The sequence below is a fragment of the Gordonia sp. 852002-50816_SCH5313054-c genome (genome assembly GCF_001665925.1).
GTDB lineage: Bacteria > Actinomycetota > Actinomycetes > Mycobacteriales > Mycobacteriaceae > Gordonia > Gordonia jacobaea.
On the sequence record NZ_LZTE01000068.1, the window covers coordinates 147,178 to 170,407 of the forward strand.

The 23,230-nt window shown below is 65.0% G+C and carries 26 protein-coding genes; 12 read left to right on the forward strand and 14 right to left on the reverse strand.

The genetic code is table 11. The features are described from left to right. Together mnhG and A5788_RS18290 are read left to right on the forward strand one after the other, a co-directional pair. A complete protein-coding gene (mnhG, locus tag A5788_RS18285; RefSeq protein ID WP_064869081.1) occupies positions 1–333 on the forward strand; it encodes a monovalent cation/H(+) antiporter subunit G in 333 nt (110 codons plus the stop codon). A gap of 125 nt (positions 334–458) precedes the next feature. After that, the gene (locus tag A5788_RS18290; RefSeq protein ID WP_231894131.1) at positions 459–2,777 is read left to right on the forward strand and encodes a diguanylate cyclase; all 2,319 of its coding nucleotides are present in this window, start codon (positions 459–461) and stop codon (positions 2,775–2,777) included. A gap of 15 nt (positions 2,778–2,792) precedes the next feature. Here A5788_RS18290 and A5788_RS18295 read toward each other — a convergent pair whose 3' ends face one another. From A5788_RS18295 to A5788_RS18315, 5 genes are all read right to left on the reverse strand, one after another. Next, positions 2,793–3,530, reverse strand: a complete 738-nt coding sequence (locus tag A5788_RS18295; RefSeq protein WP_064869075.1) for a hypothetical protein — start codon at positions 3,528–3,530, stop codon at positions 2,793–2,795. A 172-nt stretch (positions 3,531–3,702) separates the two neighbouring features. Next, complete coding sequence (locus A5788_RS18300) at positions 3,703–4,833, reverse strand: glutamate--cysteine ligase (RefSeq protein WP_049697569.1); 1,131 nt, start codon at positions 4,831–4,833, stop codon at positions 3,703–3,705. Positions 4,834–4,886: 53 nt separating this feature from the next. After that, positions 4,887–5,558 carry a superoxide dismutase[Cu-Zn] gene (gene sodC, locus A5788_RS18305; protein WP_064869133.1) on the reverse strand — a complete coding sequence of 224 codons (672 nt, stop codon included), beginning with the start codon at positions 5,556–5,558 and terminating at the stop codon, positions 4,887–4,889. A gap of 70 nt (positions 5,559–5,628) precedes the next feature. Beyond that, complete coding sequence (locus tag A5788_RS18310; protein WP_064869070.1) at positions 5,629–6,108, reverse strand: LytR C-terminal domain-containing protein; 480 nt, start codon at positions 6,106–6,108, stop codon at positions 5,629–5,631. 45 nt (positions 6,109–6,153) lie between these two features. Next, positions 6,154–6,522 (reverse strand): DUF3263 domain-containing protein, encoded by a 369-nt coding sequence (locus A5788_RS18315; RefSeq protein ID WP_049697566.1) that lies wholly within the window; start codon positions 6,520–6,522, stop codon positions 6,154–6,156. Positions 6,523–6,778: 256 nt separating this feature from the next. On the opposite strand from A5788_RS18315, the gene A5788_RS18320 reads away from it, so the two are divergent. The 5 genes from A5788_RS18320 to A5788_RS18340 all read left to right on the forward strand — a co-directional run bounded on the left by A5788_RS18320 (position 6,779) and on the right by A5788_RS18340 (position 10,022). Continuing rightward, positions 6,779–7,396 carry a peptide deformylase gene (locus A5788_RS18320; protein WP_064869068.1) on the forward strand — a complete coding sequence of 206 codons (618 nt, stop codon included), beginning with the start codon at positions 6,779–6,781 and terminating at the stop codon, positions 7,394–7,396. Between the two features lie 19 nt (positions 7,397–7,415). Beyond that, positions 7,416–8,480 (forward strand): N-acetylglutamate synthase, CG3035 family, encoded by a 1,065-nt coding sequence (locus A5788_RS18325; RefSeq protein ID WP_064869135.1) that lies wholly within the window; start codon positions 7,416–7,418, stop codon positions 8,478–8,480. Then, positions 8,480–9,019, forward strand: a complete 540-nt coding sequence (locus A5788_RS18330; RefSeq protein WP_064869064.1) for a ribonuclease domain-containing protein — start codon at positions 8,480–8,482, stop codon at positions 9,017–9,019. Before A5788_RS18325 ends, A5788_RS18330 begins: the two co-directional genes overlap by 1 nt. A gap of 24 nt (positions 9,020–9,043) precedes the next feature. Continuing rightward, complete coding sequence (locus A5788_RS18335) at positions 9,044–9,589, forward strand: barstar family protein (RefSeq protein WP_082937885.1); 546 nt, start codon at positions 9,044–9,046, stop codon at positions 9,587–9,589. Between the two features lie 130 nt (positions 9,590–9,719). Continuing rightward, positions 9,720–10,022, forward strand: coding sequence for a GlsB/YeaQ/YmgE family stress response membrane protein (locus tag A5788_RS18340; protein ID WP_049697562.1), 303 nt, complete (start codon positions 9,720–9,722; stop codon positions 10,020–10,022). A gap of 103 nt (positions 10,023–10,125) precedes the next feature. Here the strand turns inward: A5788_RS18340 and A5788_RS18345 are convergent, their stop codons facing one another. From A5788_RS18345 to A5788_RS18360, 4 genes are all read right to left on the reverse strand, one after another. Then, entirely contained in the window at positions 10,126–10,473 is a 348-nt protein-coding gene (locus A5788_RS18345) for a GNAT family N-acetyltransferase (protein ID WP_049697561.1), read from the reverse strand. Positions 10,474–10,696: 223 nt separating this feature from the next. After that, positions 10,697–11,548, reverse strand: a complete 852-nt coding sequence (locus A5788_RS18350) for an ABC transporter permease (RefSeq protein WP_064869062.1) — start codon at positions 11,546–11,548, stop codon at positions 10,697–10,699. Then, entirely contained in the window at positions 11,545–12,354 is an 810-nt protein-coding gene (locus A5788_RS18355) for an ABC transporter permease (RefSeq protein WP_064869060.1), read from the reverse strand. Before A5788_RS18355 ends, A5788_RS18350 begins: the two co-directional genes overlap by 4 nt. Continuing rightward, positions 12,351–13,313: a daunorubicin/doxorubicin resistance ABC transporter ATP-binding protein DrrA gene (locus tag A5788_RS18360; protein ID WP_064869195.1), complete on the reverse strand. Its 963-nt coding sequence runs from the start codon at positions 13,311–13,313 to the stop codon at positions 12,351–12,353. Before A5788_RS18360 ends, A5788_RS18355 begins: the two co-directional genes overlap by 4 nt. A gap of 249 nt (positions 13,314–13,562) precedes the next feature. Here A5788_RS18360 and thiC point away from each other — a divergent pair, with 249 nt between their 5' ends. From thiC to A5788_RS18375, 3 genes are all read left to right on the forward strand, one after another. Beyond that, positions 13,563–15,278, forward strand: a complete 1,716-nt coding sequence (thiC, locus tag A5788_RS18365) for a phosphomethylpyrimidine synthase ThiC (protein WP_082937890.1) — start codon at positions 13,563–13,565, stop codon at positions 15,276–15,278. Continuing rightward, positions 15,275–16,138 carry a bifunctional hydroxymethylpyrimidine kinase/phosphomethylpyrimidine kinase gene (gene thiD, locus A5788_RS18370; RefSeq protein ID WP_064869058.1) on the forward strand — a complete coding sequence of 288 codons (864 nt, stop codon included), beginning with the start codon at positions 15,275–15,277 and terminating at the stop codon, positions 16,136–16,138. The genes thiC and thiD overlap by 4 nt, the downstream gene beginning before the upstream one ends. Before the next feature lie 87 nt (positions 16,139–16,225). Next, positions 16,226–17,032: an HAD-IIA family hydrolase gene (locus A5788_RS18375; RefSeq protein WP_197494480.1), complete on the forward strand. Its 807-nt coding sequence runs from the start codon at positions 16,226–16,228 to the stop codon at positions 17,030–17,032. 87 nt (positions 17,033–17,119) lie between these two features. On the opposite strand, the gene A5788_RS18380 is transcribed toward A5788_RS18375, so the two are convergent. Beyond that, positions 17,120–17,506, reverse strand: a complete 387-nt coding sequence (locus A5788_RS18380; protein WP_064869055.1) for an SHOCT domain-containing protein — start codon at positions 17,504–17,506, stop codon at positions 17,120–17,122. A 157-nt stretch (positions 17,507–17,663) separates the two neighbouring features. On the opposite strand from A5788_RS18380, the gene A5788_RS18385 reads away from it, so the two are divergent. Beyond that, complete coding sequence (locus tag A5788_RS18385) at positions 17,664–18,701, forward strand: LLM class flavin-dependent oxidoreductase (protein WP_156525549.1); 1,038 nt, start codon at positions 17,664–17,666, stop codon at positions 18,699–18,701. A gap of 153 nt (positions 18,702–18,854) precedes the next feature. Here A5788_RS18385 and egtD read toward each other — a convergent pair whose 3' ends face one another. The 3 genes from egtD to A5788_RS18400 all read right to left on the reverse strand — a co-directional run bounded on the left by egtD (position 18,855) and on the right by A5788_RS18400 (position 21,845). Continuing rightward, on the reverse strand, positions 18,855–19,814 hold the full coding sequence (egtD, locus tag A5788_RS18390; RefSeq protein WP_064869049.1) for an L-histidine N(alpha)-methyltransferase: 960 nt from the start codon (positions 19,812–19,814) through the stop codon (positions 18,855–18,857). Beyond that, positions 19,811–21,136, reverse strand: coding sequence for an ergothioneine biosynthesis protein EgtB (gene egtB / locus A5788_RS18395; protein ID WP_064869045.1), 1,326 nt, complete (start codon positions 21,134–21,136; stop codon positions 19,811–19,813). Before egtB ends, egtD begins: the two co-directional genes overlap by 4 nt. Positions 21,137–21,314: 178 nt before the next feature. Then, positions 21,315–21,845 carry a DUF5709 domain-containing protein gene (locus tag A5788_RS18400; RefSeq protein WP_005206712.1) on the reverse strand — a complete coding sequence of 177 codons (531 nt, stop codon included), beginning with the start codon at positions 21,843–21,845 and terminating at the stop codon, positions 21,315–21,317. A gap of 73 nt (positions 21,846–21,918) precedes the next feature. On the opposite strand from A5788_RS18400, the gene A5788_RS18405 reads away from it, so the two are divergent. Continuing rightward, positions 21,919–22,491, forward strand: a complete 573-nt coding sequence (locus A5788_RS18405; RefSeq protein WP_231894132.1) for a hypothetical protein — start codon at positions 21,919–21,921, stop codon at positions 22,489–22,491. Between the two features lie 236 nt (positions 22,492–22,727). Here A5788_RS18405 and A5788_RS18410 read toward each other — a convergent pair whose 3' ends face one another. Further along, complete coding sequence (locus A5788_RS18410; RefSeq protein ID WP_064865778.1) at positions 22,728–23,147, reverse strand: DoxX family protein; 420 nt, start codon at positions 23,145–23,147, stop codon at positions 22,728–22,730. Positions 23,148–23,230: the final 83 nt, after the last annotated feature.

Genomic DNA, 23,230 nt, shown 5'->3' on the forward strand with positions numbered 1-23,230 from the left:
ATGATCGTCGACATCATCAGCTCGGTCTTCCTCATACTCGGCGCGTTGATGGCGTTCACCGCGGCGCTCGGCGTGTTCCGTTTCCCCGACACCCTGAGCCGCATGCACGCGGCGACCAAACCTCAGACCTTCGGACTGCTGCAAATCCTCCTCGGCGCGATCATCCAACTCGGCGACAACGTCGACGTCGGAATGTTGATTCTCGCCGGCCTCTTCGCCATCATCACTGCACCGGTCATCGCGCATAGAATCGGGCGACTGGTATATCAGGAACAACGTGCCCAGGACGGATTGATCGCCAAAGAACGGTTGGACCGCGGCGATATCGACTGATCTCGTCACAATCGCCTGTGAAGCGTCGCACGCTACACAGTGTTCGGTCACAATCATGTAGGGGATTCGTCCTCGCGCCCGACTGCGCGAACGAAGAGCACACGCGGAGGTGAGAAGTGTCGTCGGTGGCGCAGCGGTTTGATCAGCGCTCGCTCGCTATGCTGTGCAGCCAGGTCGGCGCTGTCCCGCTCATCGCATTCGGGCTCGCGTCGGATTCTTTTCTCATGCCCGGTACGCACTGGGTATTGGCACTCGTCGGGGTTTTCACGCTGTTCTCGGTCGCGCTCACTATTCGCGCCGGCAAGCTCAGTGATCAGCAGTTCACGCTTGACGGTTTCGGTGGAATGTTGGGCATCGCGGCTTCTGCTGCGGTAATCGCCGACAACGGCTCGGCAATCGCGGTTCTCGTGCTCATCGCTGCGGTGCCCGCACTCACCGCCATGGCGTCGCCACAGCATCTCGTTGTCGGTTTCGTGGTCGCGGCAATGGCTCTCGCATGTGGGGTAATGGCCGTACGCGCCACGTCGGTGACCGCTTTCGCGGTCGGTGGTGGCGCGGTGCTGATGGCAATCGCGGTCCCGACGATCATGGTCACGATGCTGCGTCGCACGCTGTCGTCGTTGATCGATGAACAGGCACGGCTGAGCATCACCGACCCACTCACCGGCGCTCTCAACAGACGCGGTCTCTTCGACGGCGCCACACCGATCTTCCGCGCCGCGAACCGCGCGGGCAGATGTATCGCGATGCTCGTCATCGACATCGATCACTTCAAACGCATCAACGACGCCCACGGTCACGCCGCGGGCGACGCGATCCTCGTCGACGTGACGACCATGCTGGGCAACAACGTCCCCGACGACGCTCTGGTCGCGAGAACGGGCGGCGAGGAGTTCACCATCCTGATGGCCGTCGACGACGAGGCACAACTGCGCGACATCGCTGCGCGGCTGTGTCTGACGGTGCATGTACACGCGGGAGTCACGATCAGCGTCGGCGGTGTGACCGCCGACCCCGCCGAACTCCACGACGGCGACTCCACGCTGACCTCGCGGAGCCTCGACCAGCTAATCGCTCCCGCCGACCATCTCCTCTACGCAGCAAAACACCTTGGTAGAAACCGGTCGGTCGTCTCCTCGATCGCCGAGGTCAATGGGCACTCGGACGACATGAAGGCGGCGCAGGCCGGTACTGCACCGACCCCGGCTCCGGCGAGGTCTGGACCCGACACACCGCCCGACTCCGTGACTGCCACGGTCATCGGCAACGAGTGGAACAGGAGAGAGTCGATGATCGAGATCCTGCACCCCTACTACGACGCCGCGCGGATCGCGCAGCTCACCGACTCGTCACGTCGCGAACTGGTCGACATGTGGCCCGCCGCGCTCGAAGAGCTTCGCGCGCTCGATGCGCTCGAGCATGTCGAGCCGGGGCCCGCGCCGGACGCCCTCGTCGACTTCGGCGATCCCGCCGTCATCGACGACCGAACACGGTACGTCGTGATCGACTGGCGCAACACGGTCGTCCGGATGCCCGACGCCGAGCTGTTCTATCGGCTCAAGACCGCGCGCAACCGATTCCTGCTGACCACTTCCGAGCAGGAGGCGTGGCGCGACGCGACCGTCGCCGTCGCAGGCCTTTCGGTCGGGTCGTCGGCGTTGGCGTCGTGCGCGCTGACCGGTGCCCGCAGTTTCCACATCGCCGACTCCGATCGACTCTCACCGACCAACCTCAACCGCATGACGACCTCGATCTGCGACGTCGGGCTCGCCAAGGTCGACATCGCAGAACGACGCATCCTCGAGGGCGATCCGTACTCGTCGGTGACACAGTTCGTGCACGGCTATTCGACCGACGTCGCCGACGCCTTCCTCGGCGTGGCGACGGGCAAGCCGGTCTCGGTGATCATCGAGGAGATCGACGACATCGCGATGAAGATCGACATGCGTCGTCGGGCACGCGCGGCGCGCATTCCGGTGGTCAGCGTCACCGACATCGGCGAGAACGTGATGCTCGACATCGAACGATACGATCTCGATCCCGAGTACCCGATCTTCCACGGACGCGGCGAGAACTTCAGCGCCGCCGACGCTGCGGACCCGGTGCAGCGCCTCGACATGGCCATGGCCATCGTCGGCGACAATCTGACGTCGCGTATGGCGTTCTCCGCCAGTCAGGTCGGTCGAAGTCTCGCCTCCTGGCCGCAGTTGGGCTCCACCGCGGCAATGTCGGGTGGTATCGCGGCCGCGGCCGCGCGCAACATCGTGTGCGGTCGTCCGGTGATGTCCGGACGCTACGTCCTCGACATCGAGCGCATGATTCTGGCGCAACGCGAGTACCACGAATTGCAGTGGAACGAACTGACCCCCGACGTGTTCGCCGAGGTCTTCAGCGAGAGCACGAGTGAACGACCGAAGACCAGCGGGCCGCTCACTTCCGAATAGCGTCGGTGATGTGTTTCACGCGACGTCGACGGATCCAGCGTCGAATGTGTGGGAAATTTGCCTGAATTCGGTACACATTGTTCGCCACACCGACGGTTTCGCATGACGTGCGAGTAGGTCGCGGTCCCAGAACATTGCCTGCGTCCGATACCTTTCGTCGGGATACGGCGTGTATGGAATGTCGGTATCAACCCGACCGCCACCCGATTCCCACCTGGCGAGCACATAGTCGGCCGCGGTGGCGAGCATGTGTCGCGTGCCGGTGGCCGCCATCACGATCAACGGTGTGCGGGCAAGAAAGCCCGCGGCTGCCGCCGCGTCGCTCGACGTCGGATCGACGAACGCCGACTTCACCTCGATCAGGCCTCCCGCCAGACGCGCACCGATCGCTCTGATCAGCTCCGACTGCCCCGGTTGGCCATCCCATTCGGTGACGGCATGCGACTGATGCGGCAGCGTGTACGGTCCCTGAACACGCAGGCCACCGACGATGTCCCCGGCGGTATCGAGCACCGCGCAGAACAGCGTGGTACTCGAGCCGTCGCTGATGGCGTCGTAGTCGAGCGCATCGTCGACGCCACGAGCGGAGTACGCGGCGTGAGCGCCGTCGAGGTACTGGCGCCAGAGGTCGGGGACGATTGTCGGCGATGCGACGACCATCGTCGCATCGCTCGTCGCGTCCGGGACGACGATCGGATCGAGCGGGCCGGCGATGTTCGGGGCAGGACTCGACAAGGGCACAACAGCATGCATGGCTGATTTCCTTCAGAGGGTTTTAAGGTCGACCCCTTGATTGTGCCGGTTGCCGACCGCAAAGCGAGAAGTGAAACCGATGACAACGCCAAAATCGACCACGCACGCTATGTACGCAAAACGTGATTTCGCGACAACCGAGAATGCCACGGGCAGCGTCACCCGCGGGTTTTCAATCCAGTTCTGAGACCACTGACGCGACCACGGCGCGCATGTCACCGGTGCGCTCGTGGACGCTGCGCTGCCGCTGATAGCTGGCTCCGTGATCGACGATGTCGACCACGCGCGCCAGTTCATCGATGCACCCGAGTTCCTCGGCGATGGGCTCGAGTCGTTTGAGCAGCACGGTGAGGTCGTCGGTCACGAGTCGTTCATCGCAATCGGAGTCGAGGATGACGATGGCCTCGAGGCCGTAACGCGCGGCTCGCCACTTGTTCTCCTGCACCAACCACGGCGCCATGTGCGGCAGTTCCTCACCCGCCGACAGCCGACGATCGAGATCGACGACGAGGCAGTGGATGAGCGCGACGATCCCGGACAGCTCCACCAGGTTCGTCATCCCGTCGCACACCCGCACCTCGATGGTGCCCAGGTGCGGTGAGGGACGGATGTCCCACCGAATCTCGTTGAGATGGTCGATGATTCCCGTCGTCTTCTGGTCGGCGACGAACGCCTCGAACTCGTGCCACGTCTGGAATTGGAACGGTAGCCCCGCGGTGGGCAACTGCTGGAACATCATGGCGCGGTTGCTCGCGTAGCCGGTGTCCTGACCCGACCACATCGGAGACGACGACGAGAGCGCGAGGAGGTGCGGGTAGTAGTTGAGCAGCGACGTCAGGATCGGTAGGACCTTGTCGCGTCGGTCGATGCCGACGTGCACGTGGACACCCCAGATCAGCATCTGCCTGCCCCACCACTGGGTGCGATTGATCAACTCCGCGTACCGGTGTCCCTCGGTGAGCAACTGCGTCGACCACTCCGCGAACGGATGCGTGCCTGCGCCATACAGGTCGACACCGAGCCCGTCGGTGATCGACCGCACGACGTCGAGCGTCGCCGAGAGGTCGTCGATCGCCTCACGCGTCGTCGTACTCACACCGGTCACCAACTCGACGGTGTTGCGCAGCAACTCCTTGTGAACCTTGCCCGCACGGTCGGGGGCACGACGACCGACCTCGGTGAACAGCTCCGCCGCCGAGTTCGACAGATCGCCGGACACCTTGTCGGTGAGTGCGAACTCCCACTCGACGCCCAGCGTCGGCGTCGGCGAACCGGAGAACTCGATCGGGATGATCTTCGGCATCGATCAGGCCTTCCGCTCAGACCGGTGCCGGTCAGACCGGTACCGGTGTCGCGTCAGCCCTCGACGGTGATGACGCCGCATGCCAAGCGTGAGCCCGCGTCGCCGGTCTTCATCGTGTCGGCGTCGGGCGCCGGTGCGTAGCGAGTCGGGATGTTCGCGAAGTTGTCGGGCTTCTCGTGGATGATGATCGACTTACCAGCGACCTGATTGAGGTTCACCGAGTCCGTCGTGGTCACGGTCTCGCCGGTGCCGTCGGCGAGCACGTTGATCGACACGAGGTCGCCGCTCGACGGATGAGTGGTACGGCCGTCGACCTGCAGATGACCGCCCGCCGACGAGAACGGAGTCGAGCCGCTCGCCTGGCACACGCCGTTCTCGTGGATGTGCATGCCGTGGAAGCCCGCCGCGATGCCGTTGGTGACCTTGACGTCGACGCGAAGCGACGACCCGCTCGGTGTGAACGTCGCGGTGCCGACGGTCGCGCCCTTGGTGTCCTTGAGCTCGGCGGTCGCCGACTCCTTGGACGAGTTCGGGATGCCGTCGGCGTCGTCGACGGATCCGGGGGGAGCCTGATTACCCGTCACGACCGACGGGGTGGTGCCGGGAGTGTCCGACCGCGGTTCGTCGGGAGTACAGCCGGCAAGCGCCGCGGCGATGGCGCCCGCAGCACCCAGCGCGAGCACGCTGCGCAGGGTCTTCGAGCCGAGTGTCGAACTGCCGGTCATGAAAGCTCCTAGAGATCCGTTGGGCCGTCGGGTGAACAAAGTCGGATGAAAAGTCTTGCCGCGTCAGAACTCATCGGGTGACCACCACCACCGCGAGACCGTCCCGGCACATCGTGAACGACGACGGGCGCTGCTCGACGCTGGGGTTTGAACCCAGCGCGGTCGCCACCTTCTCCGCGTCCGCCTTCTGCGACGAGTCGCGGTAGAGGATGGTGTTCTCGGTGAAGCTGCCGCCGTCGTAGTTCGCCGGGCTGGCCGTGTTGAAACCCTTGGCCTTCAGATCGTCGGTGACCTCCGACGCGAGACCAGCGATCGAACCCGCGTTGATCACGCAGAGACGCTCGCTCGTCGAGGCATTCGCGGCGGACGACGACGCGGGGGTCGTCGTGGTGGCGACGCTCGCCTGGGCCTCGCGCAGGTCTTCGTCCGGACTTTGTCCAGAGGTCGCCGCGGAGTGCCAGCCGAGTCCGACGAACACGACAGCCACCGCGAGGAGCAACATGGCCCCCGCCCGCAAGGGAAGGCGATTGGGCTCGCGATCAGCATTCATCACCGATGACCTTAACGCACACGCGGCGGGCAACCGCGCTCAGCGTTAGGTGATGTCGAAGCCGAGCCGCCGCGCCGCACGGGCCTTCTGACGCGATGCCCGCAGCCTCCGCAGACGCTTCACCAGCATCGGGTCGGCAGCCAGCGCCTCCGGGCGATCGACGAGTGCGTTCAACACCTGGTAGTAACGCGTCGCCGACAATCCGAACAGCTCTTTGATCGCTTCTTCCTTGGCCCCCGCGTACTTCCACCACTGCCGCTCGAACGCCAGGATGTCGTGCTCGCGTCGCGACAGACCATCCGGACCCACCTCGTGAGGATCGACGGATTGTCCGGCCGCACTCTGCGTTGTCGGTTGGGGTGCGTTCTCGGGTTGATCACCGTGCTTGCGACTACGCGCTGCTGCGCCGTCCATCTTGCTCCCTCACGCTCGCCTCCGGCCCTACCCGCGTCGGCTCCTCGACCGGGTCAATCGGCGTACCACCCCGGTGACAGAACTCGGGCTACGAGTGCGCTGACCGTCGAATGACACCGATGTGGTTCGTGACCATCTAACCACGCCCGCAAGCCGTCAACCGTGTGTGACTCGCCCGGTCGGGTCGCTCTTACCGAGCCGATCACGCAAGGCCCAGGGCAGTCGACGTCATCCGCGCGCAGTAGGCTTTTCACTCATGTCTGTGCTTCCGATCTGCATCGTTGGCGAGCCGGTCCTGCACCAGCAGACCGAGTTGGTCGAACTCGACGACGCCGGTCGTCCGTCCGACGAGATCGTCACCCTCCTCGACGACATGTACGAGACCATGGACGCCGCGCACGGCGTCGGTCTCGCCGCCAACCAGGTGGGCGTCGGCAAACGGATGTTCGTCTACGACTGTCCCGACGGCGACGCGGGTCGCGCCTCGGCGCGGCGACGGGGAGAGGTGATCAATCCCGTCCTCGAGACGTCGGAGATCCCGGAAACCATGCCCGACCCCGACGACGACGAAGAGGGCTGCCTGTCGGTGCCCGGCGAGCAGTTCCCCACCGGCCGCGCCGAATGGGCGCGGGTCACCGGCGTCGACCGCAACGGCGACGAGGTGGTCATCGAGGGCAACGGATTCTTCGCCCGCATGCTGCAGCACGAGACCGGACACCTCGACGGCTTCCTCTACGTCGACGTCCTGATCGGCCGCAACGCCCGCGCGGCCAAGAAGGCGATCAAGAAGCACAAGTGGGGCATCCCAGGGCTGACCTGGATTCCCGGCGAGCAGGCCGACCCGTTCGGCCACGACGACGACGACGACGACTGACCCACCGACGGGACACGCGATGAGCGAGCGACCCTCGAGTCCCGATCCGGCACGTCTGCCCCCTGCACGTCTGCCCGCCGACGCCTACCCCGGCGACCGCGTCGTCGTGCGGTATCTACTCGGCGACGCCGCGCCCGCCGACTGGCGGCACTCACCGAACCCGGCTCCCGCGGCGGCGCCCACGATGTCCGATGTCACGGGTTTTCTCCTGGAACGCGCCGATACCGGGAGTTTCGACTCGACGCTGCTGATCGAGCGCGACGGAAAGGTCGAGTCCATCCCCCTCGAGTCGGTTGTGTCGATCCGCCTCTTGTCGGCAAAGCCTGTGCGCAACAGCGCAATCCGCGACCTCGAGCATGCCGCGGCGCTCGCGTGGCCGGGCGTCGAGTCGACGTGGGTCGGCGGCTGGCTGGTGCGTGCGGGTGGCGGATTCTCCCGCCGCGCGAATTCCGCTGTGCCACTGGACCGTTCGGCACACGCGGATGCGCCGACCTTGCACGCCATCGGATCCTGGTATGCCGAACGTGGACTACCCGTCCTGCTCGCGCTTCCCGAGCGATTGATCGCAGCACGTACGGTCGGCGGCGAACCCGCCAGCCCAACCGTGCACATCCTGACCCGCGACCTCGACGACTCCGCCAGTAGCGCAAGTGATTTCCCGGCAACCTCGACAGAAATCGACGTCGAACTCGCTCCGACGCCGAGCGCGCGTTGGTCACAGTCGTACCGACCCGGCACCGACACAGATCTCGTTGCCGCGGTTGCCGGTTCGGCGCAGGGCACGGTGACGTTCGCGACGGTCGTCGACGAGAGCGGTTCGCTGATCGCAACCGGGCGAGCGGCCGTCACCTCGTCGCCGTCCGGCGTCGCGTGGCTCGGAGTCACCGCGCTGTGGACCGACCCGGCACACCGTCGGCGCCATATCGCCGACGCCGTGCTCGCCCGACTGATGGCGTGGGGCGTGACACACGGTGCGCAGTCGGCGTACGTGCAAGTCGAAGCAGACAACGCTGTTGCCGGACGCTGGTACCGCAGAAGGGGATTCGCCTTGCACCACACCTCGCACTACGAGTCGGTGACCTGATGTCGGCACGCAAACCGACGGTCGCGCAGCGCCGTCGACAAGCGGTGGTGTCGGCCGTCGCTCTGGTGGTCATCGGACTCGTCGTCGTGGCGACGTGGCTGATCAACCGATCCGACGACTCGAGCTGCGCCACCCATTCGGCCTCGTCGACATCGTCCACGGCGAAGCCGTCGTCGAAGAAGCAGTCGGGCACAGCTTCTCAGGGCGGCACCGCTTCTCGGACCACGGTGGCACCGACCGCGGCGGCATCGGTTCCGGCGCAGGTGACCAAGACGCTGTCGCTCATCGACGCCGGTAAGTGGCCGCCTGACGACGCGTCGGGGACCAAGGGCGGGACCAACTTCGGGAACTTCGAGGGCCGGCTGCCGAAGAAGACGTCGTCGGGTAAGCGGATCACCTACACCGAGTGGGACGTCAACCGCCGCGAAGCGGGGAGGAGCCGCGACGCGGAACGTATCGTGACGGGCAGCGACGGTTCCGCGTGGTACACCGCCGACCACTACAACACCTTCGTCCAGATCCGAGGCCCCGACCGATGACCGCCAACCTGTGAGCCGCAAACCATGACACCCAGCACGGGAGGCGACAACATCTCCGACACCGGAATTCCCCTAGCGCGTTTCCTCGACGACGCAGCCCGACAAGGACCCGCCGTCGGACTCTGGGTTGGTAGCCGACCACCGAGCGCGCCGTCGTCGTACGAGTTCCGTGAAGTGACCGGCAGAACGATGACCACGCTGCGCGGCCTCTACGAAACCTATGCGCGCGCATGGGATTTTCCGGACTACTTCGGCCACAACGCCGACGCCTTCGACGAGTGCATGCGCGAACTCGACGACTCCGACAACCACACCTCCAAGCCCGCGGGTTACCTCACCGACATCGTCGACGCCGACCGCCTGCTCACCGCCGACCGTGAGGCATTCGGCTGGTTCGCGACGTCGCAGCTACGGTTCCGCGACCACTATCGCGACGTTGCCGTGCCGCGCAGCACCTTTGCCACGCTTCTCGAAACGTCGGCAAGCCGACGACGCGATGTGATCACCGGATGGCGTCGGGCTGGCGTCACCGTCGTTACCGTCGGTGACGACCATTTTCTCCGTCGGTGACGGCCACTACTCTGAGGCAAACGACCCACTGCCACGCATGTGACGGAACGCTTGTTGCACCGCGCCACAACGGGTTACGTTGACAGCACCCCTGCAGACAGACGGGGAACCACTAAATAGGGAGTCGGTCATGACAATTCTCGCTGCAACCGAGGTACTCGCACGATCGACGACGACGACAAGCGTCGGCTGGATCGGCTACATCATCATCGGCGCCATTGCCGGATGGATCGCCGGAAAGATCGTCAAGGGCGGCGGCTCCGGCATCTTGATGAACATCGTCATCGGCATCATCGGCGCACTGATCGGCGGCTTCCTGCTGAGCTTCTTCGTCGACACCGCGTCCGGCGGCTGGTGGTTCACACTCTTCACCGCAGTTCTCGGCGCGGTGATCCTGCTGTGGATCGTTGGCGTGGTTCAGAGCAGGCGCTGACGTCTGGGCGCTGAGTTCATCGGGCCGGGTCTGCGGGGGCAGGCCCGGCTCCACACTCGGGATCGGCTCTCAGGCGGGAGCGGCTCTCAGGCAGGAGCAGCTCTCAGGCAGGAGCGAGCGGAACAACCCCCGGATGGCCGTCGAGATAGTGCTTGGTGAAGGTGCACACCGGGCGTAGCCGGGCGCCCTGGCTTCTGGCGTAGGTGATCACGCTGCGCGTGAGTCCGGTACCGAGGCCGTGACCGGTGTACTCGTCGTAGAGCACCGTGTGGAGAACGGTCAGTGTTGTCTCGCCGTCGACCGTCTCGCTCGAGTATCCGAGAACACCCACCAGGTCACCGGCAACCCACAGCTCGAATCTGTCACGCGTCGGGTTGTGCACGACCTGCGCTATCTGCTGCAGGATCGACCGCGCCGACTGAGTCGGCCGTTGATGATTCTTCCGATGCATGGCTCGTCCATCCCCTCTTCAGGCTCGTTCGCAGCGTCTACACAGCTCACTGATTGCTGCGTCCGGTTCCCCTCCGGGCACGACGGTGTGTGATCGCAGTCACATCGTAACCTGCGGGAGCGTAGGTTCAAGGACTTTGAGTCGAGATCGCCGGTATCGAGACAGATCCACGGCAAACGTTCGTCTGCGGTTCACCCGGCTGTGACAGGAAGTCGACGGCTCGCTACGAGGCACCACGTTCGACGGCCCGCCGATAACCACGCATCGAGAGCGCGCCGAAGACCACCGCAAATGCCGCCGCCCATCCGAGGGTGAGGCAGAACGGAACCAGAATCGGGCCGCCCTCGGTCAACCCGGTCATGGTGTCGATCGCCGGGCTCATCGGCTGATACCGCACGACGGGCTGCAGCCATCCCGGGTACTCGGAAATCGGCGCGAACCCCGTGTTGAAGAACAGCATCAGCAAGAACAGGACCCCGAGATGGTCGACGACGGACTTCTGCGCGACGGTCGCGATCGGGATGACCACGAAGACGAATCCGATGCCGAAGACCACCGGCACCAGCACCGCGCCTATCCCGGCGAGCCAGCCCTGGGTGAACCGAAATCCCATGAGCGCCGCGACCGCGAACAACACGACCGTGCCCAGCAACGTGCGGGCCATCTCTGCGAGCACACGGCCGGCCAGGAAACTCGACCGCGGAATCGGCAGCGTCCACAGCCTCCCGAGAACCCCGGATTCACGCTCGGACACGAGGTAGATGCCCGTCATCAGCGTGCCGAACATCGCGCCGACCAACGCGACGAGCCCGGCGTAGCCGTAGATGCTCTGACCGGCACCGATGGCGGTGGTGATCCGGCCGAGCACGAGCTGGAACATCGCGAGAAGGAAGGCGGGAAAGACGACTGCCTGAATGAGCACCCCGGGGTCGCGCGACCACGTCCGCAGCAGCGTCGACGCGAGCACCCGCGCCCCGACACCCCACCCCACTGGTCTGCGATCCACTGCTCTGCGTTCCACTGCTCCGGCCGCGCCGCGCCCTTCTGCACCGCGCGGCGAGATGTCGACGCTCATCGCTGCTCCTCCTTTCGTGCGGCCAGCGCCGAGCACAGCGCTCCGACGGCCAACAGCCCGACGCTCCACCCGACGACTGGCCCGGTCTGGACGTCGGCACCGGTCGAGAGCGCGCGCATTGCCTCGGCGAACACCGACACGGGCTGATTGCGGACGACAGGCTCGATCCACCCGGGAAAAGCATTGGCAGGCACCAAGCCCGTCGAACACATCACGAGCAACAGCTGCGGAATCATCAGCATCTGCCCAACGCTCTCGGCGTGTGTGGCGGCGCTACCCAGAGCATCGGCCATCATGCTCAGTGCGAGCGCGAAAACGATTGCGAGCGCGAAGAACCCGATCGATTCGACGATGCTTCCGCGCAGCCTGAAGCCGAACACGCACGCGTACAGCGACACCGATACAGCCGAGACACACATCCGCACAACAGCATTCGTCATGCGCGCAGCCCCTGGCGTCAGGCGAGAGATGGGCAGCGAACTCAGCCGCTCCCGCATACCGCCGGTCGCCTCGTCGCCCGCGATCTCACACGAAATGATGGCGACAAACATGGCAGCCTGCAGAATGACCAGCGGCGCAACGTATTGCGCGTAGTCGACGCCGCTGCGTTCAAAGCGAGAGTGCAGCGGCACGTAGAAGCAGGTGAAGAACACGATAGGCGAGCCGATCGCGAAGAAGAGCAACCCGGTGCGGATCGACGAGTCGAGACTCCTCCTGGTCAGCACAGCGTATGCCGTCGACCAGCCGACCGACGTGCGTGGCGCCGCTTCCCGACGCACCGCCGTTCGCTCCGCGGAGATCGTCATGGCACGACTTCCTCACTGGCAGCGCGATTCTCGTCGGTCAACTGCAGGAACACCTCGTCGAGCGACGGCCGGCGAAGCGCGATGTCGAAGACGCCCACACCTTCGGCGCGAAGCGTCGACGCGACGGCGACGACAGTGTCGAGTTCTCCCGGCGCCTCGACGACGAGGACCGGACGCGACTGCGCCGACGTCGCGGCGTCGAGGAATTCGTGGCCGGCCAGCGCGGTCCGTACCCGTGTCACATCGGCTGCGTCGAGCAGCGTGATCTCGCAGATCGCCGATCCCGCTTGATGTTTGAGCTGCTCGGGGGTTCCGCGAGCGACCACTGAGCCGTGATCGAGCATGACGATGTTGTCGGCGAGACGATCGGCCTCTTCGAGGTACTGCGTCGTGAGCAGCACGGTGATGCCCTCGGTTCGTAGCGCCGCAATCGTTTCCCACACCGCGGCACGGCTACGCGGGTCGAGCCCGGTTGTCGGTTCGTCGAGGAACAGCACCCGTGGTCGCGTGACGAGTGCGCACGCGATGTCGACCCGGCGGCGCTGGCCACCCGACAACGCCGACACTCGACGATCGACGAACTCGCTCAGTCCGAACGCCTCCGCCACGTGTGCCACGGAGCCCTTCGCCTCGGCCGACGACAGGCCGGTGAGCCTGCCGAACATGACGAGGTTCTCTCGTGCGGACAGGGTGTTGTCCAGCGATGCGTATTGCCCTGTGAGAGAGATCAATTCGCGCACCCGCGCCGCGTCGTCGACGACGTCGTGTCCGGCGATGAGTGCGCGCCCGGCGGTCGGACGCTGCAGCGTCGCGAGGATCGAGACGGTCGTCGTCTTGCCGCTGCCGTTGGGACCCAACAGGCCGAGGACCTCTCCCTCGGCGATCTCGACGTCGATTCCGCGAAGCGCGTGCACCTCCCCGTAATCCTTCTGCAGACCTACGATCTCCACCAACGTCATCGCTGTTGCACCCTTCCGGATCGTCGCGAGCTCGAACAGCACCCTGTCCGTTTGGTAAGGCAATCCTAAGTTAGGAACTCGCGTTGGGCTACCCCCCGGTTTCGTGACGCAACAGCAGCAAGCCAGTAGAGTGAACTGCACACAACCGAATCAACGCGGGGGCTCTCACGTAACCGGGGGCTGAGATGGCGGCAGGCGGCCGCTGACCGCATGAACCTGTCCGGGTAATGCCGGCGTAGGGAGAATCTCATGGGCACACGTGTATCCGGCGGCAGCAATTCCGCGTACAAGAATTCCGCGTACAAGGTCGACTCCGACATCCTGACAACCGGTCCGATCGAGGGCAGCACCAAGCATTACGCCGACGTCGACGGGTTACGGGTTCCGCAGCGACGCATCAACCTCACCAACGGCGAGCACCTCGATGTCTACGACACGTCGGGCCCCTACACCGACTCCACCGCCGTGATCGACGTCGAGGCAGGCCTCGCCCGCACCCGCGACGAGTGGCACCGTCCCGACCCCGTCGACGGAGCGTCGACCCAACTCGCCTGGGCACGAGCAGGACTCGTCACCGACGAGATGCGCTTCATCGCCGCACGCGAGAACGTCGACGTCGAACTCGTGCGCAGCGAGGTCGCTGCCGGACGCGCGGTGATCCCCGCCAACCACCGTCATCCCGAGTCCGAGCCGATGATCATCGGCAAGGCGTTCGCGGTGAAAATCAATGCGAATATCGGCAATTCGGCGGTGACCAGCTCCATCGCGGAAGAGGTAGAGAAGATGGTCTGGGCGACGCGTTGGGGCGCCGACACGATCATGGATCTGTCCACCGGCGACGACATCCACCTCACCCGCGAGTGGATCATGCGCAATTCCCCCGTCCCGGTCGGGACTGTGCCGATCTACCAGGCACTGGAGAAGGTCAAGGGCGATCCCACCAAGCTGACGTGGGAGATCTACCGCGACACCGTGATCGAGCAGGCCGAGCAGGGTGTCGACTACATGACGGTGCACGCGGGCGTGCTGTTGCGCTACGTACCGCTGACGGCTCGCCGGGTGACCGGAATCGTCTCGCGCGGTGGGTCGATCATGGCCGCGTGGTGCCTCGCCCACCACGAAGAGTCGTTCCTGTACACGCATTTCGACGAGCTGTGCGAGATCTTCGCGCGCTACGACATCACCTTCTCACTCGGCGACGGACTGCGTCCGGGCTCGATTGCCGACGCCAACGACGAGGCACAGTTCGCCGAACTGCGCACCCTCGGCGAGTTGACCCGCATCGCGAAATCCCATGGCGTGCAGGTGATGATCGAGGGTCCGGGTCATATCCCGATGCACAAGATCGTCGAAAACGTGCGCCTCGAAGAGGAGTTGTGCGAGGAGGCGCCGTTCTACACCCTCGGCCCGCTCGCCACCGATATCGCGCCCGCATACGACCACATCACCTCCGCGATCGGCGCAGCGATGATCGCGCAAGCCGGGACGGCGATGCTCTGCTATGTCACACCAAAGGAGCACCTTGGGCTACCCGATCGCGACGACGTGAAAGTCGGTGTGATCACGTACAAGATCGCGGCCCACTCAGCCGATCTCGCCAAAGCCCACCCGCGAGCTCAGGAACGCGACGACGCTTTGAGCAAGGCGCGCTTCGAGTTTCGCTGGACAGACCAGTTCAACCTCGCACTCGACCCCGACACGGCACGCGAGTACCACGACGAAACCCTCCCCGCGGAACCCGCGAAGACGGCTCACTTCTGCTCGATGTGCGGCCCCAAGTTCTGCTCGATGCGCATCTCCGCCGACGTGCGGGCCTACGCGGAGGAACACAATCTGGTGACGGCAGAAGACATCGACCGACGAATCGAGCAGGAGATGGCAGCGAAGTCCGCCGAGTTCGCCGACGCGGGCAACCGCGTCTACCTGCCGATCGATGCGACATCGGGAGCCGCAAGCAGATCATGACGACACCACTGTTGCCCACCACCGAACCGGGAGCCACGCCCGTCCGGGTGATGACCATCGCGGGTTCGGACTCCGGTGGCGGCGCCGGAATCCAAGCAGATATGCGGACTTTCGCGTTGCTCGGACTACACGGACTCGTCGCGGTCACCGCGGTGACGGTCCAGAATTCGGTGGGCGTCAGCGGCTTTCAAGAGATCGATCCGGAGACGGTCGCGGCGCAGATCCGCAGTGTCGTGACCGACATCGGGACGAGTGCCGTCAAGACCGGCATGCTGGCGTCGGGACCGATCATCGACGCCATCGTCGATACCTGCGTGGAACTCGGCATCGGGCGCGGTGGCGACACACCGCTCGTCGTCGACCCGGTCTGCGCGTCGATGCATGGCGATCAGTTACTCGCCGATGAAGCATTGGATGTGTTGCGGCGCAGACTATTTCCTCTTGCCACGGTCGTCACACCGAATCTCGACGAAGTGCGACTGCTGACGGGCATCGAGGTCGTCGACGCGGCGTCGCAGCGCAAGGCCGCCGTCGAATTGCACGGTTTGGGTCCGCAGTGGGCACTGGTCAAAGGTGGCCACCTGCGCTCCAGTGCGCTCAGTCCCGACCTGCTGTACGACGGCACCGACTTTCTCGAGTTCGCGACAGCTCGCGTCGACACCCCGCACGATCACGGCGCGGGCGACACACTCGCAGCGGCCATCGCGTGCGCTCTCGCGCATGGATATGCCGTGCCGGACGCCATCGATTTCGCAAAGCAGTGGGTTACCCGCGGCCTGCGTTCGGCCTATCCGCTGGGAGCCGGGCACGGCCCCGTCAACCCGTTGTGGCGCGTCGGCAACGACGTCCGACATGCGTGAACGGGAATCGTCTGAGAGGTAGCGGACCAATAACAGTCGGCCACATCTCGCGATAAACATCACGAAGCTCGCCGTAGGGTGAGAGTCATGGGCTGGACGTTTCTCATGGACATGGACGGCGTGCTGACGAACGAGGAACACCTCGTACCCGGCGCAGACGAATTCATCGCGGAATTGCGCAACAACGACATTCCCTTTTCCGTTCTCACCAACAACTCGATCCGCACGGCACGTGACCAACACGCCAGATTGCTGCAGATCGGCCTCGACATTCCCGAGGAATCGATCTGGACGTCGGGAATGGCGACGGCCGACTTCCTCGCGTCACAGGACCAAGGCGACACCGCCTTCGTCATCGGCGAATCGGGGCTGACCACGCCGCTGTACGAGAAGGGGTTCGTGACGACGGAGACCAACCCCGACTACGTGGTGCTCGGCGAGACGCGCATGTACTCGTTCGAGGCGATCACGAGCGCAATTCGGATGATCGAGCGCGGTTCGAAGTTCATCGCCACCAACCCCGACGTGACCGGCCCCTCGCACGACGGCTCGATCCCGGCGACCGGCGCGGTGGCCGCCATGATCTCCAAGGCGACCGGCCGCGAGCCCTACTACGTCGGCAAGCCCAATCCGATCATGATGCGGTCGGCGCTACGACGCCTCGGCTCGCATTCGGAGAACACCCTGATGATCGGCGACCGCATGGACACCGACATCATCGCGGGCCTCGAATCGGGAATGCGGACGATCCTGGTGCTCACCGGAATCTCCACCCGCAAGTCCGTCGAGAAGTATCCCTACCGCCCCACACTGATCCTGGACTCGGTCAACGACCTCGTCGGCCACACCAACGATCCCTTCGGCGACGCCGTCACGCCGGAGTCATCGACGTAGCCTGCCGGCCTTCTCGAACAGCACCGTGGTGCACGCGAAAGTGCCCGCCTCGAGTTCGGGGCGGGCACTTCTGCATGTCGTCGAAGCTCAGCTCGAGGCGAGGGCCTTGGACTTGAGGTGCTCGAACTCCTCGGGTGTGATGGCTCCCGAGTCGAGCAGCGACTTTGCATCCGCGATCTGTTGTGCGGGCGAGGTGCCTGCGACGTCACGGATATAGGTGTCGGATGCCTTCTTGTACTCGGCGGCGGCTGCCTGCGCACGCTCCTGCATACCCTTGCCCTTGGCGAGCAGATACACGATCGCCGTGATGTACGGGAAAATGATCAGGCAGATGACCCAGATCGCCTTCGCCCACCCCGAAGACTTATGGTCACGGAAGAGGTCGGCGATGATGTACCACAACACGATCAGGTAGGCGACGAACGCAAAGATCACGACCATCGTCCACAGGAAGTTCCAGAAGCCTTCCCACATTTCGGTTTCTCCTAGCTTGGCGGGAATCGGCCTTATTGGCCGTGGATGACGGTACATGCAATCCCGAGCGCTGTAAGCGCGAGCTGCGGATTCACCAATTCCACAAAATGTCTTTCACTCACCCGGGCCATTTGGCAGGTCCGGCATGATGAGACATATGACCATCGAACTCGGCCTCGACACGTTCGGCGACGTCACTGTCGACGACTCCGGCGACACCATCTCGTATGCGCAGACGATCCGCAACGTACTCGACCAAGCCGTCCTCGCCGATTCGGTCGGTGTCGACTTCTTGGGGGTCGGCGAACACCATCGCGACGACTACGCGATCTCGGCGCCCGACGTCGTCCTCGGCGCGATCGCCGCGCGCACCGAGCGGATACGACTCGGCTCCGCGGTCACCGTCCTCAGCTCCGACGACCCGATCCGGGTGTTCGAACGCTTCTCGACGGTCGACGCGATCTCGTCCGGGCGCGCGGAGGTCATCCTCGGCCGCGGCTCCTTCACCGAATCCTTCCCGCTGTTCGGGTTCGAACTCGATCAGTATGAGGAGTTGTTCACCGAGAAGCTGTCACTGTTCGCCGACTTGCGCACGGGTGAGCCGGTGACCTGGGAAGGTGCGCTGCGACCACCGCTGCGCGACCAGACGGTGTATCCCAAGCTGGAGAACCCGCCGCTCCCGACGTGGATTGCCGTGGGTGGCAGCCCCGAGTCCGTGGTCCGCGCAGCCAGTTACGGGCTGCCGCTGATGCTCGCGATCATCGGTGGCGACCCGCTGCGCTTCGCGCCGTACGTCGACCTCTACCGTCGCGCTCTCGAACAGCTCGAGAAGCCGACCGACCTTCCCGTCGGCGTCCACTCCCCCGGGCACATCGCCGAGACCGACGAGCAGGCGCGCGACGAACTCTGGCCGCACTACCGGGTCACCGTCGGGCGCATCGGCGCCGAACGCGGCTGGCCACCACCGACGCGCATCGAGTTCGACCAGTCGACCGGACCCGCCGGTTCGCTCTACGTCGGATCACCGGAAACCGTCGCGCAGAAAATCGCACGCACCGCGAAGGCGCTGAGCCTGAGCCGGTTCGACCTCAAGTACTCACACGGCACACTCCCCCACCCCGCCCTCATGCGCAGCGTCGAACTCTATGGCACACAGGTGATCCCGCGCGTCCGCGAGCTGCTCGCCGACTCCTGACCGCCCACTGCCGACCGTGCGCTCGACACCGCCGACTGTGCGCTCGAGACAGCCGACTGGGCGCTCTATCCCGTCGACTGGGCGTCGCATACCGCCGACTGTGCGCCGCATACCGTCGACTGTGCGCGCCCAGTCGCGGTGCGCCCCAACGCGTCAGCGCCGGCTCAGCGTGACCTGGAAGTCGCCGGCAGGATCAGACCAGGTCTCCACGACCGGCAGCCCGGCGTCGGACAACTCGGCGGCGAGTTGCTCCGGCGCGAACTTGGTGCTGATCTCGGTGAGGATCTCGGCACCTTCGGGTAGCTGCCACTCGCGATCGAGTGCACCGAGGTGCGCGTTGACCGGACGCCGCGCCCGCAACCACATCTCGATCCGGTGCAGCTTGGGGTTCCACCGGGCGATGTGGTCGAAGTCGTCGACGAACAACCCCGACGCATCAAGTCCGCGACGCAGCACCTCGATCATGTTCCTGTTGAAATCCGCTGTGACACCGGCTTTGTCGTCATAGGCGGCAACCAGTCGGCCGGTGTCCTTGATGCGGTCGGCACCGAGCAGAAAGTAGTCGCCCGGACTCAACGCCTCCGACAGTGCAGTGAAGAAGTCGTCGCGCGCGGGGTCGTCGAAGTTTCCGATGGTGCCACCCAGGAACGCCGCCAACCTGGGTCCGTCGGACCGCGGCAGCTGGAGCCCCGGTGCGGTGAAGTCGGCGAGCACGGGCTCGATCGTCAGCGACGGGTAGTCGGCGGCGAGGATCTCGGCTGTGCCGGCGAGCATTTCGGCACTCACATCGACCGGTACGTAGGTGAACTCACGTCCGCGTTCGGCGGCGTGCGCGGCAAAGGCGTCGAGTAGCAGTCGCGTCTTGGTCGACGTTCCCGAACCCAACTCGACCATCATCGTCGCGTCCGTCGTCGACGCGATGTCGGCGGCGTTCGCGGCGAGGATCGCTGTCTCCCTGCGCGTCGGGTAGTACTCGGGCAGGAAGGTGATTTCGTCGAAGAGTTTGCTGCCGCGTTCGTCGTAGAGCCATTTGGTCGGCAGGACAGGCGGGGTTTGCCAGAGTCCCTCGGCGGCATCTGCGGCCAGGGCCGGATTGGCTGTGGTTGAGGTCATCGGGCCAGGCGCAACCCGGAGAACACCCAGCGCGAATCGGCCGGGAAAAAGTTGCGATAGCTGACCCGCTCGTGGCCGCGAGGCGTGATCGCGCTCGCGCCACGCAGCACGTGTTGGTCGCACATGAACTTGCCGTTGTACTCGCCGACGGCCCCGTTCGCGGGCGCGAAACCGGGATAGGGCAGGTATGCACTCGACGTCCACTCCCACACATCGCCGATCATCGCCGACCCTGCGCGTCCGGGATGACATCGTGCCGGATCGAGCAGTTCCCCACGCGCGCCGCCGACGCCTGCCGGGTTCGGGCCGCCTGGAACGCTGGGCGCGCCCGTTGCCGCGTACTCCCACTCGAACTCGGTTGGCAGCCGCGCCCCCGCCCACCGCGCAAAGGCATCCGCCTCATAGAACGACACGTGCACGACAGGCTCGTCCCACACGACAGGTCGACGCCCCGACAGCGTGAACGTCGTCCACTCGCCGTCGTCGAACGACCAGTAACCCGGTGCGCGCCAGCCGGTTTCGTTGATATGTGCCCACCCATTCGACAGCCACAGTTCGTGTCGTCGGTAGCCGTCGTCGGCGATGAAGTCGAGCCAGTCGGCATTGGTGACAGCGCGCTCGGCGATCTCGAAGTCTTCCAGGAACACGCGATGCCGCGGACCCTCGTTGTCGTACGCGAAAGTCTCGGGCGTGGTGCCCGACCCGGCGAACGGTGTACCGACCTCGACGACGCCGCCTGCGACCTCACGCCATGTCAACGCGTCGGGCTCGCCCTGCTCGTCGGCGGGGCGGTCGACGTAGACCGGGTCGAAGTGGTGCGTGGAGAACAGATGCTTGAGGTCCATCAGGATCAGCTCCTGATGCTGCTGCTCATGGTTACAGCCCAGCTCGAGCAGCCCCAGCGTCGACTCGTCGTGGTCGCCGCGCTGAAGAAGTTCGGTCATCGCGGCGTCGACGTATTCGCGATACCGCGTGATGTCGGTGATGCCGGGGCGGGTGACCAGCCCGCGGTCGGGTCGCGGATGTCGCTCGCCGACGGTCTCGTAGTAGCTGTTGAACAGATAGCGGAAGGTCTCGTCGTACACCACGTACGACGGATCGTTGCGCAGGATGAACTCTTCGAAGAACCAGGTCACGTGCGCGCGATGCCACTTGGCGGGACTGGCCGCGGTCATCGATTGTGGTGTCTGGTCTTCGGCCGACAGCGTCGAGCACAACTGATCTGTCAGTGCGCGGATATCGAGGAATCGCCGTGTTCTCGACGCTTCGTCGGTGGCAGATGTCGAAATCTGCTCAGCGGATATGCGATTGGTGATGCTCACTGGAATACCTCCGGTGGCTGTTCGTCGCGGGACAAGCGATCAAACGATCACTCGCCGACAACACCATCGTTGCCAGGGCCGCGCACCCTGTCAACGCGGTGGGCGTCGACCAGGTGGTTCGCGTACTCCTGCATCCAGTCCAGCACAGGGGTCTGACATCAACCCCTCACCGAAGCGCTCAGCGGCCCTCGGCCTCGTCCTCCCACTCGGCGTCGGCGGCGTCTTCGCCCTCGTCGACGACGTGCACGGCGGCTTCCTCGGCGCTCGCGCCCGCACCGTCGATTCCGCAGTCAGTCGCCACGGCCTCGGCTTCGTTGTCGACGACGCCACCCTGATCGGGTGCGAGGAGTCGGCCTGCGCGTCGATCGCCCACCTGGTCGTCCTCGACGAACTCAGGACTCGAATCGCTCTCGTGCGCTTGCCAATCGGGGTGCTCGTCGCGCTCGATCTCGTCGATCGGATCGTCCTTCTGCCACGGGTCGGGCTCTTCCTCAGAGAGTTTCTCGTCGAGCGACTCACCCTCGCGCATCTCGGATGCGGTGAGCCCGCGCATCGCGGCCTTGGGCTCGTAGTCGGGCGGCGAGTACCCCTCGTCGAGGACGTCGTCGACGCCGCGGTCGTCGAGTGAGTCCTGAGGCTGCAACTGATCGTCGGGGTCGAGTGCGTACTCGCTGTCACCTTCGATGATGGATTCGTTTTCGTCGCTCACACCTCCACGATAGGCCCAGGAGCGAATCGCAGAAGACGGCACGCGAGGACTCGCGATCAGGGAAACTATGGAGATGTTGGCAGAAATGCAACAAGATGCCGAGTCGCTCTACGCCGCCGGCGAGTACGACCACGCCCTCGCCGAGTTCTCGGTGCTGCGCGAGATGCGCTCACGACGCGAAGGCCCCTATTCGGTGTCGTACCTCGCCAACGTCCACGACTGCGTGCGCTGCATGTCGGCACTCGAACTGTGGGCCGATTCCAACCCGCTCTGCCACGAGCTCTACGGCAAGTACGTGCACACCCACGGCCGCGGCGAGGCCGACACCGTCGACGTCGCCAAGCACTGGGCCTGGGCACTGATTCACCTGTCCGACTACGCACGCGCGCTGCGCCTCTACGTGCTGACCGCCGACGCCCTCTGGGACACCGACCCGGCGCAGGCGCGCAGATTACTCGGCGCCGCAGCCGTTCACCGCCACGACACCGACCCGACGACGCTGCTCGCCGACGACCGACTCGACGGCGTACCGATCCATCACGCGGGAGCGTTGGGCTCAGCGCTTGCAGAGTTCATCTCGACGACGCCGCCCGCAGATGTCGCGCAGCTTCCCGAACGGGTCACCATCGACGGCCTTCTCCACTGAGAATTTCGCGCTATGCGACGTAGCCCGCAGCCCTGAGCGCGAGAAACACGGCCTGCTCCACCTGGCGCGATCACCAACCCCGGGCGACGTCGCGCGTCGCCCGACCGGTACGTACACAATCCGGTCGTCAGCGCGAGGCCACGACAATAATTGTCGCCGCGCCCCGCTGACGTCACAGTTGTGTACGTACCGCCCCGGACGACGCTCAGCGTCGCCCGGGGCGCACCACATTCGCGCTAGTCGGCCACGCGATTGCGTCGTCGGAACACGTGGGTGTCGAAGGCCAGACCGCCCGCCGATGCGAAGCCGACCGCCAGGAGACCCGCGATGAGCGCGAGCGGGAACTCGTAACCGCCGTCGGATGCCCAGAAGCCCTGATCGATGTGTGCGACGAAGATCGCGCCGACCATGTCGATGATCAGCAGCACGGAGACGAGCGGCAGGAGAACGCCGACGATCAGCAGGATGCCGCCGATCAACTCGACCCAGGTCGCGTAGTACGCGGAGAACTCGGGAAAGGGTGCACCCATCTTGGTGAAGCTGGCCTTGGTTCCGTCGAGTCCGAAGGTGTGGAGCTTCTGCCAGCCGTGCGCGATGAAGATGATGCCGAGAATCACCCTCGCGGCGAAGAGTCCGAGACTGCGGATCGGGTACATGCTGTCACCTTTCTCGGGACGTGGTTCGCCCCTGTTGCCTTACGTATCGAACATGAATTTAACCGGACCCTAGTCCGTTTACA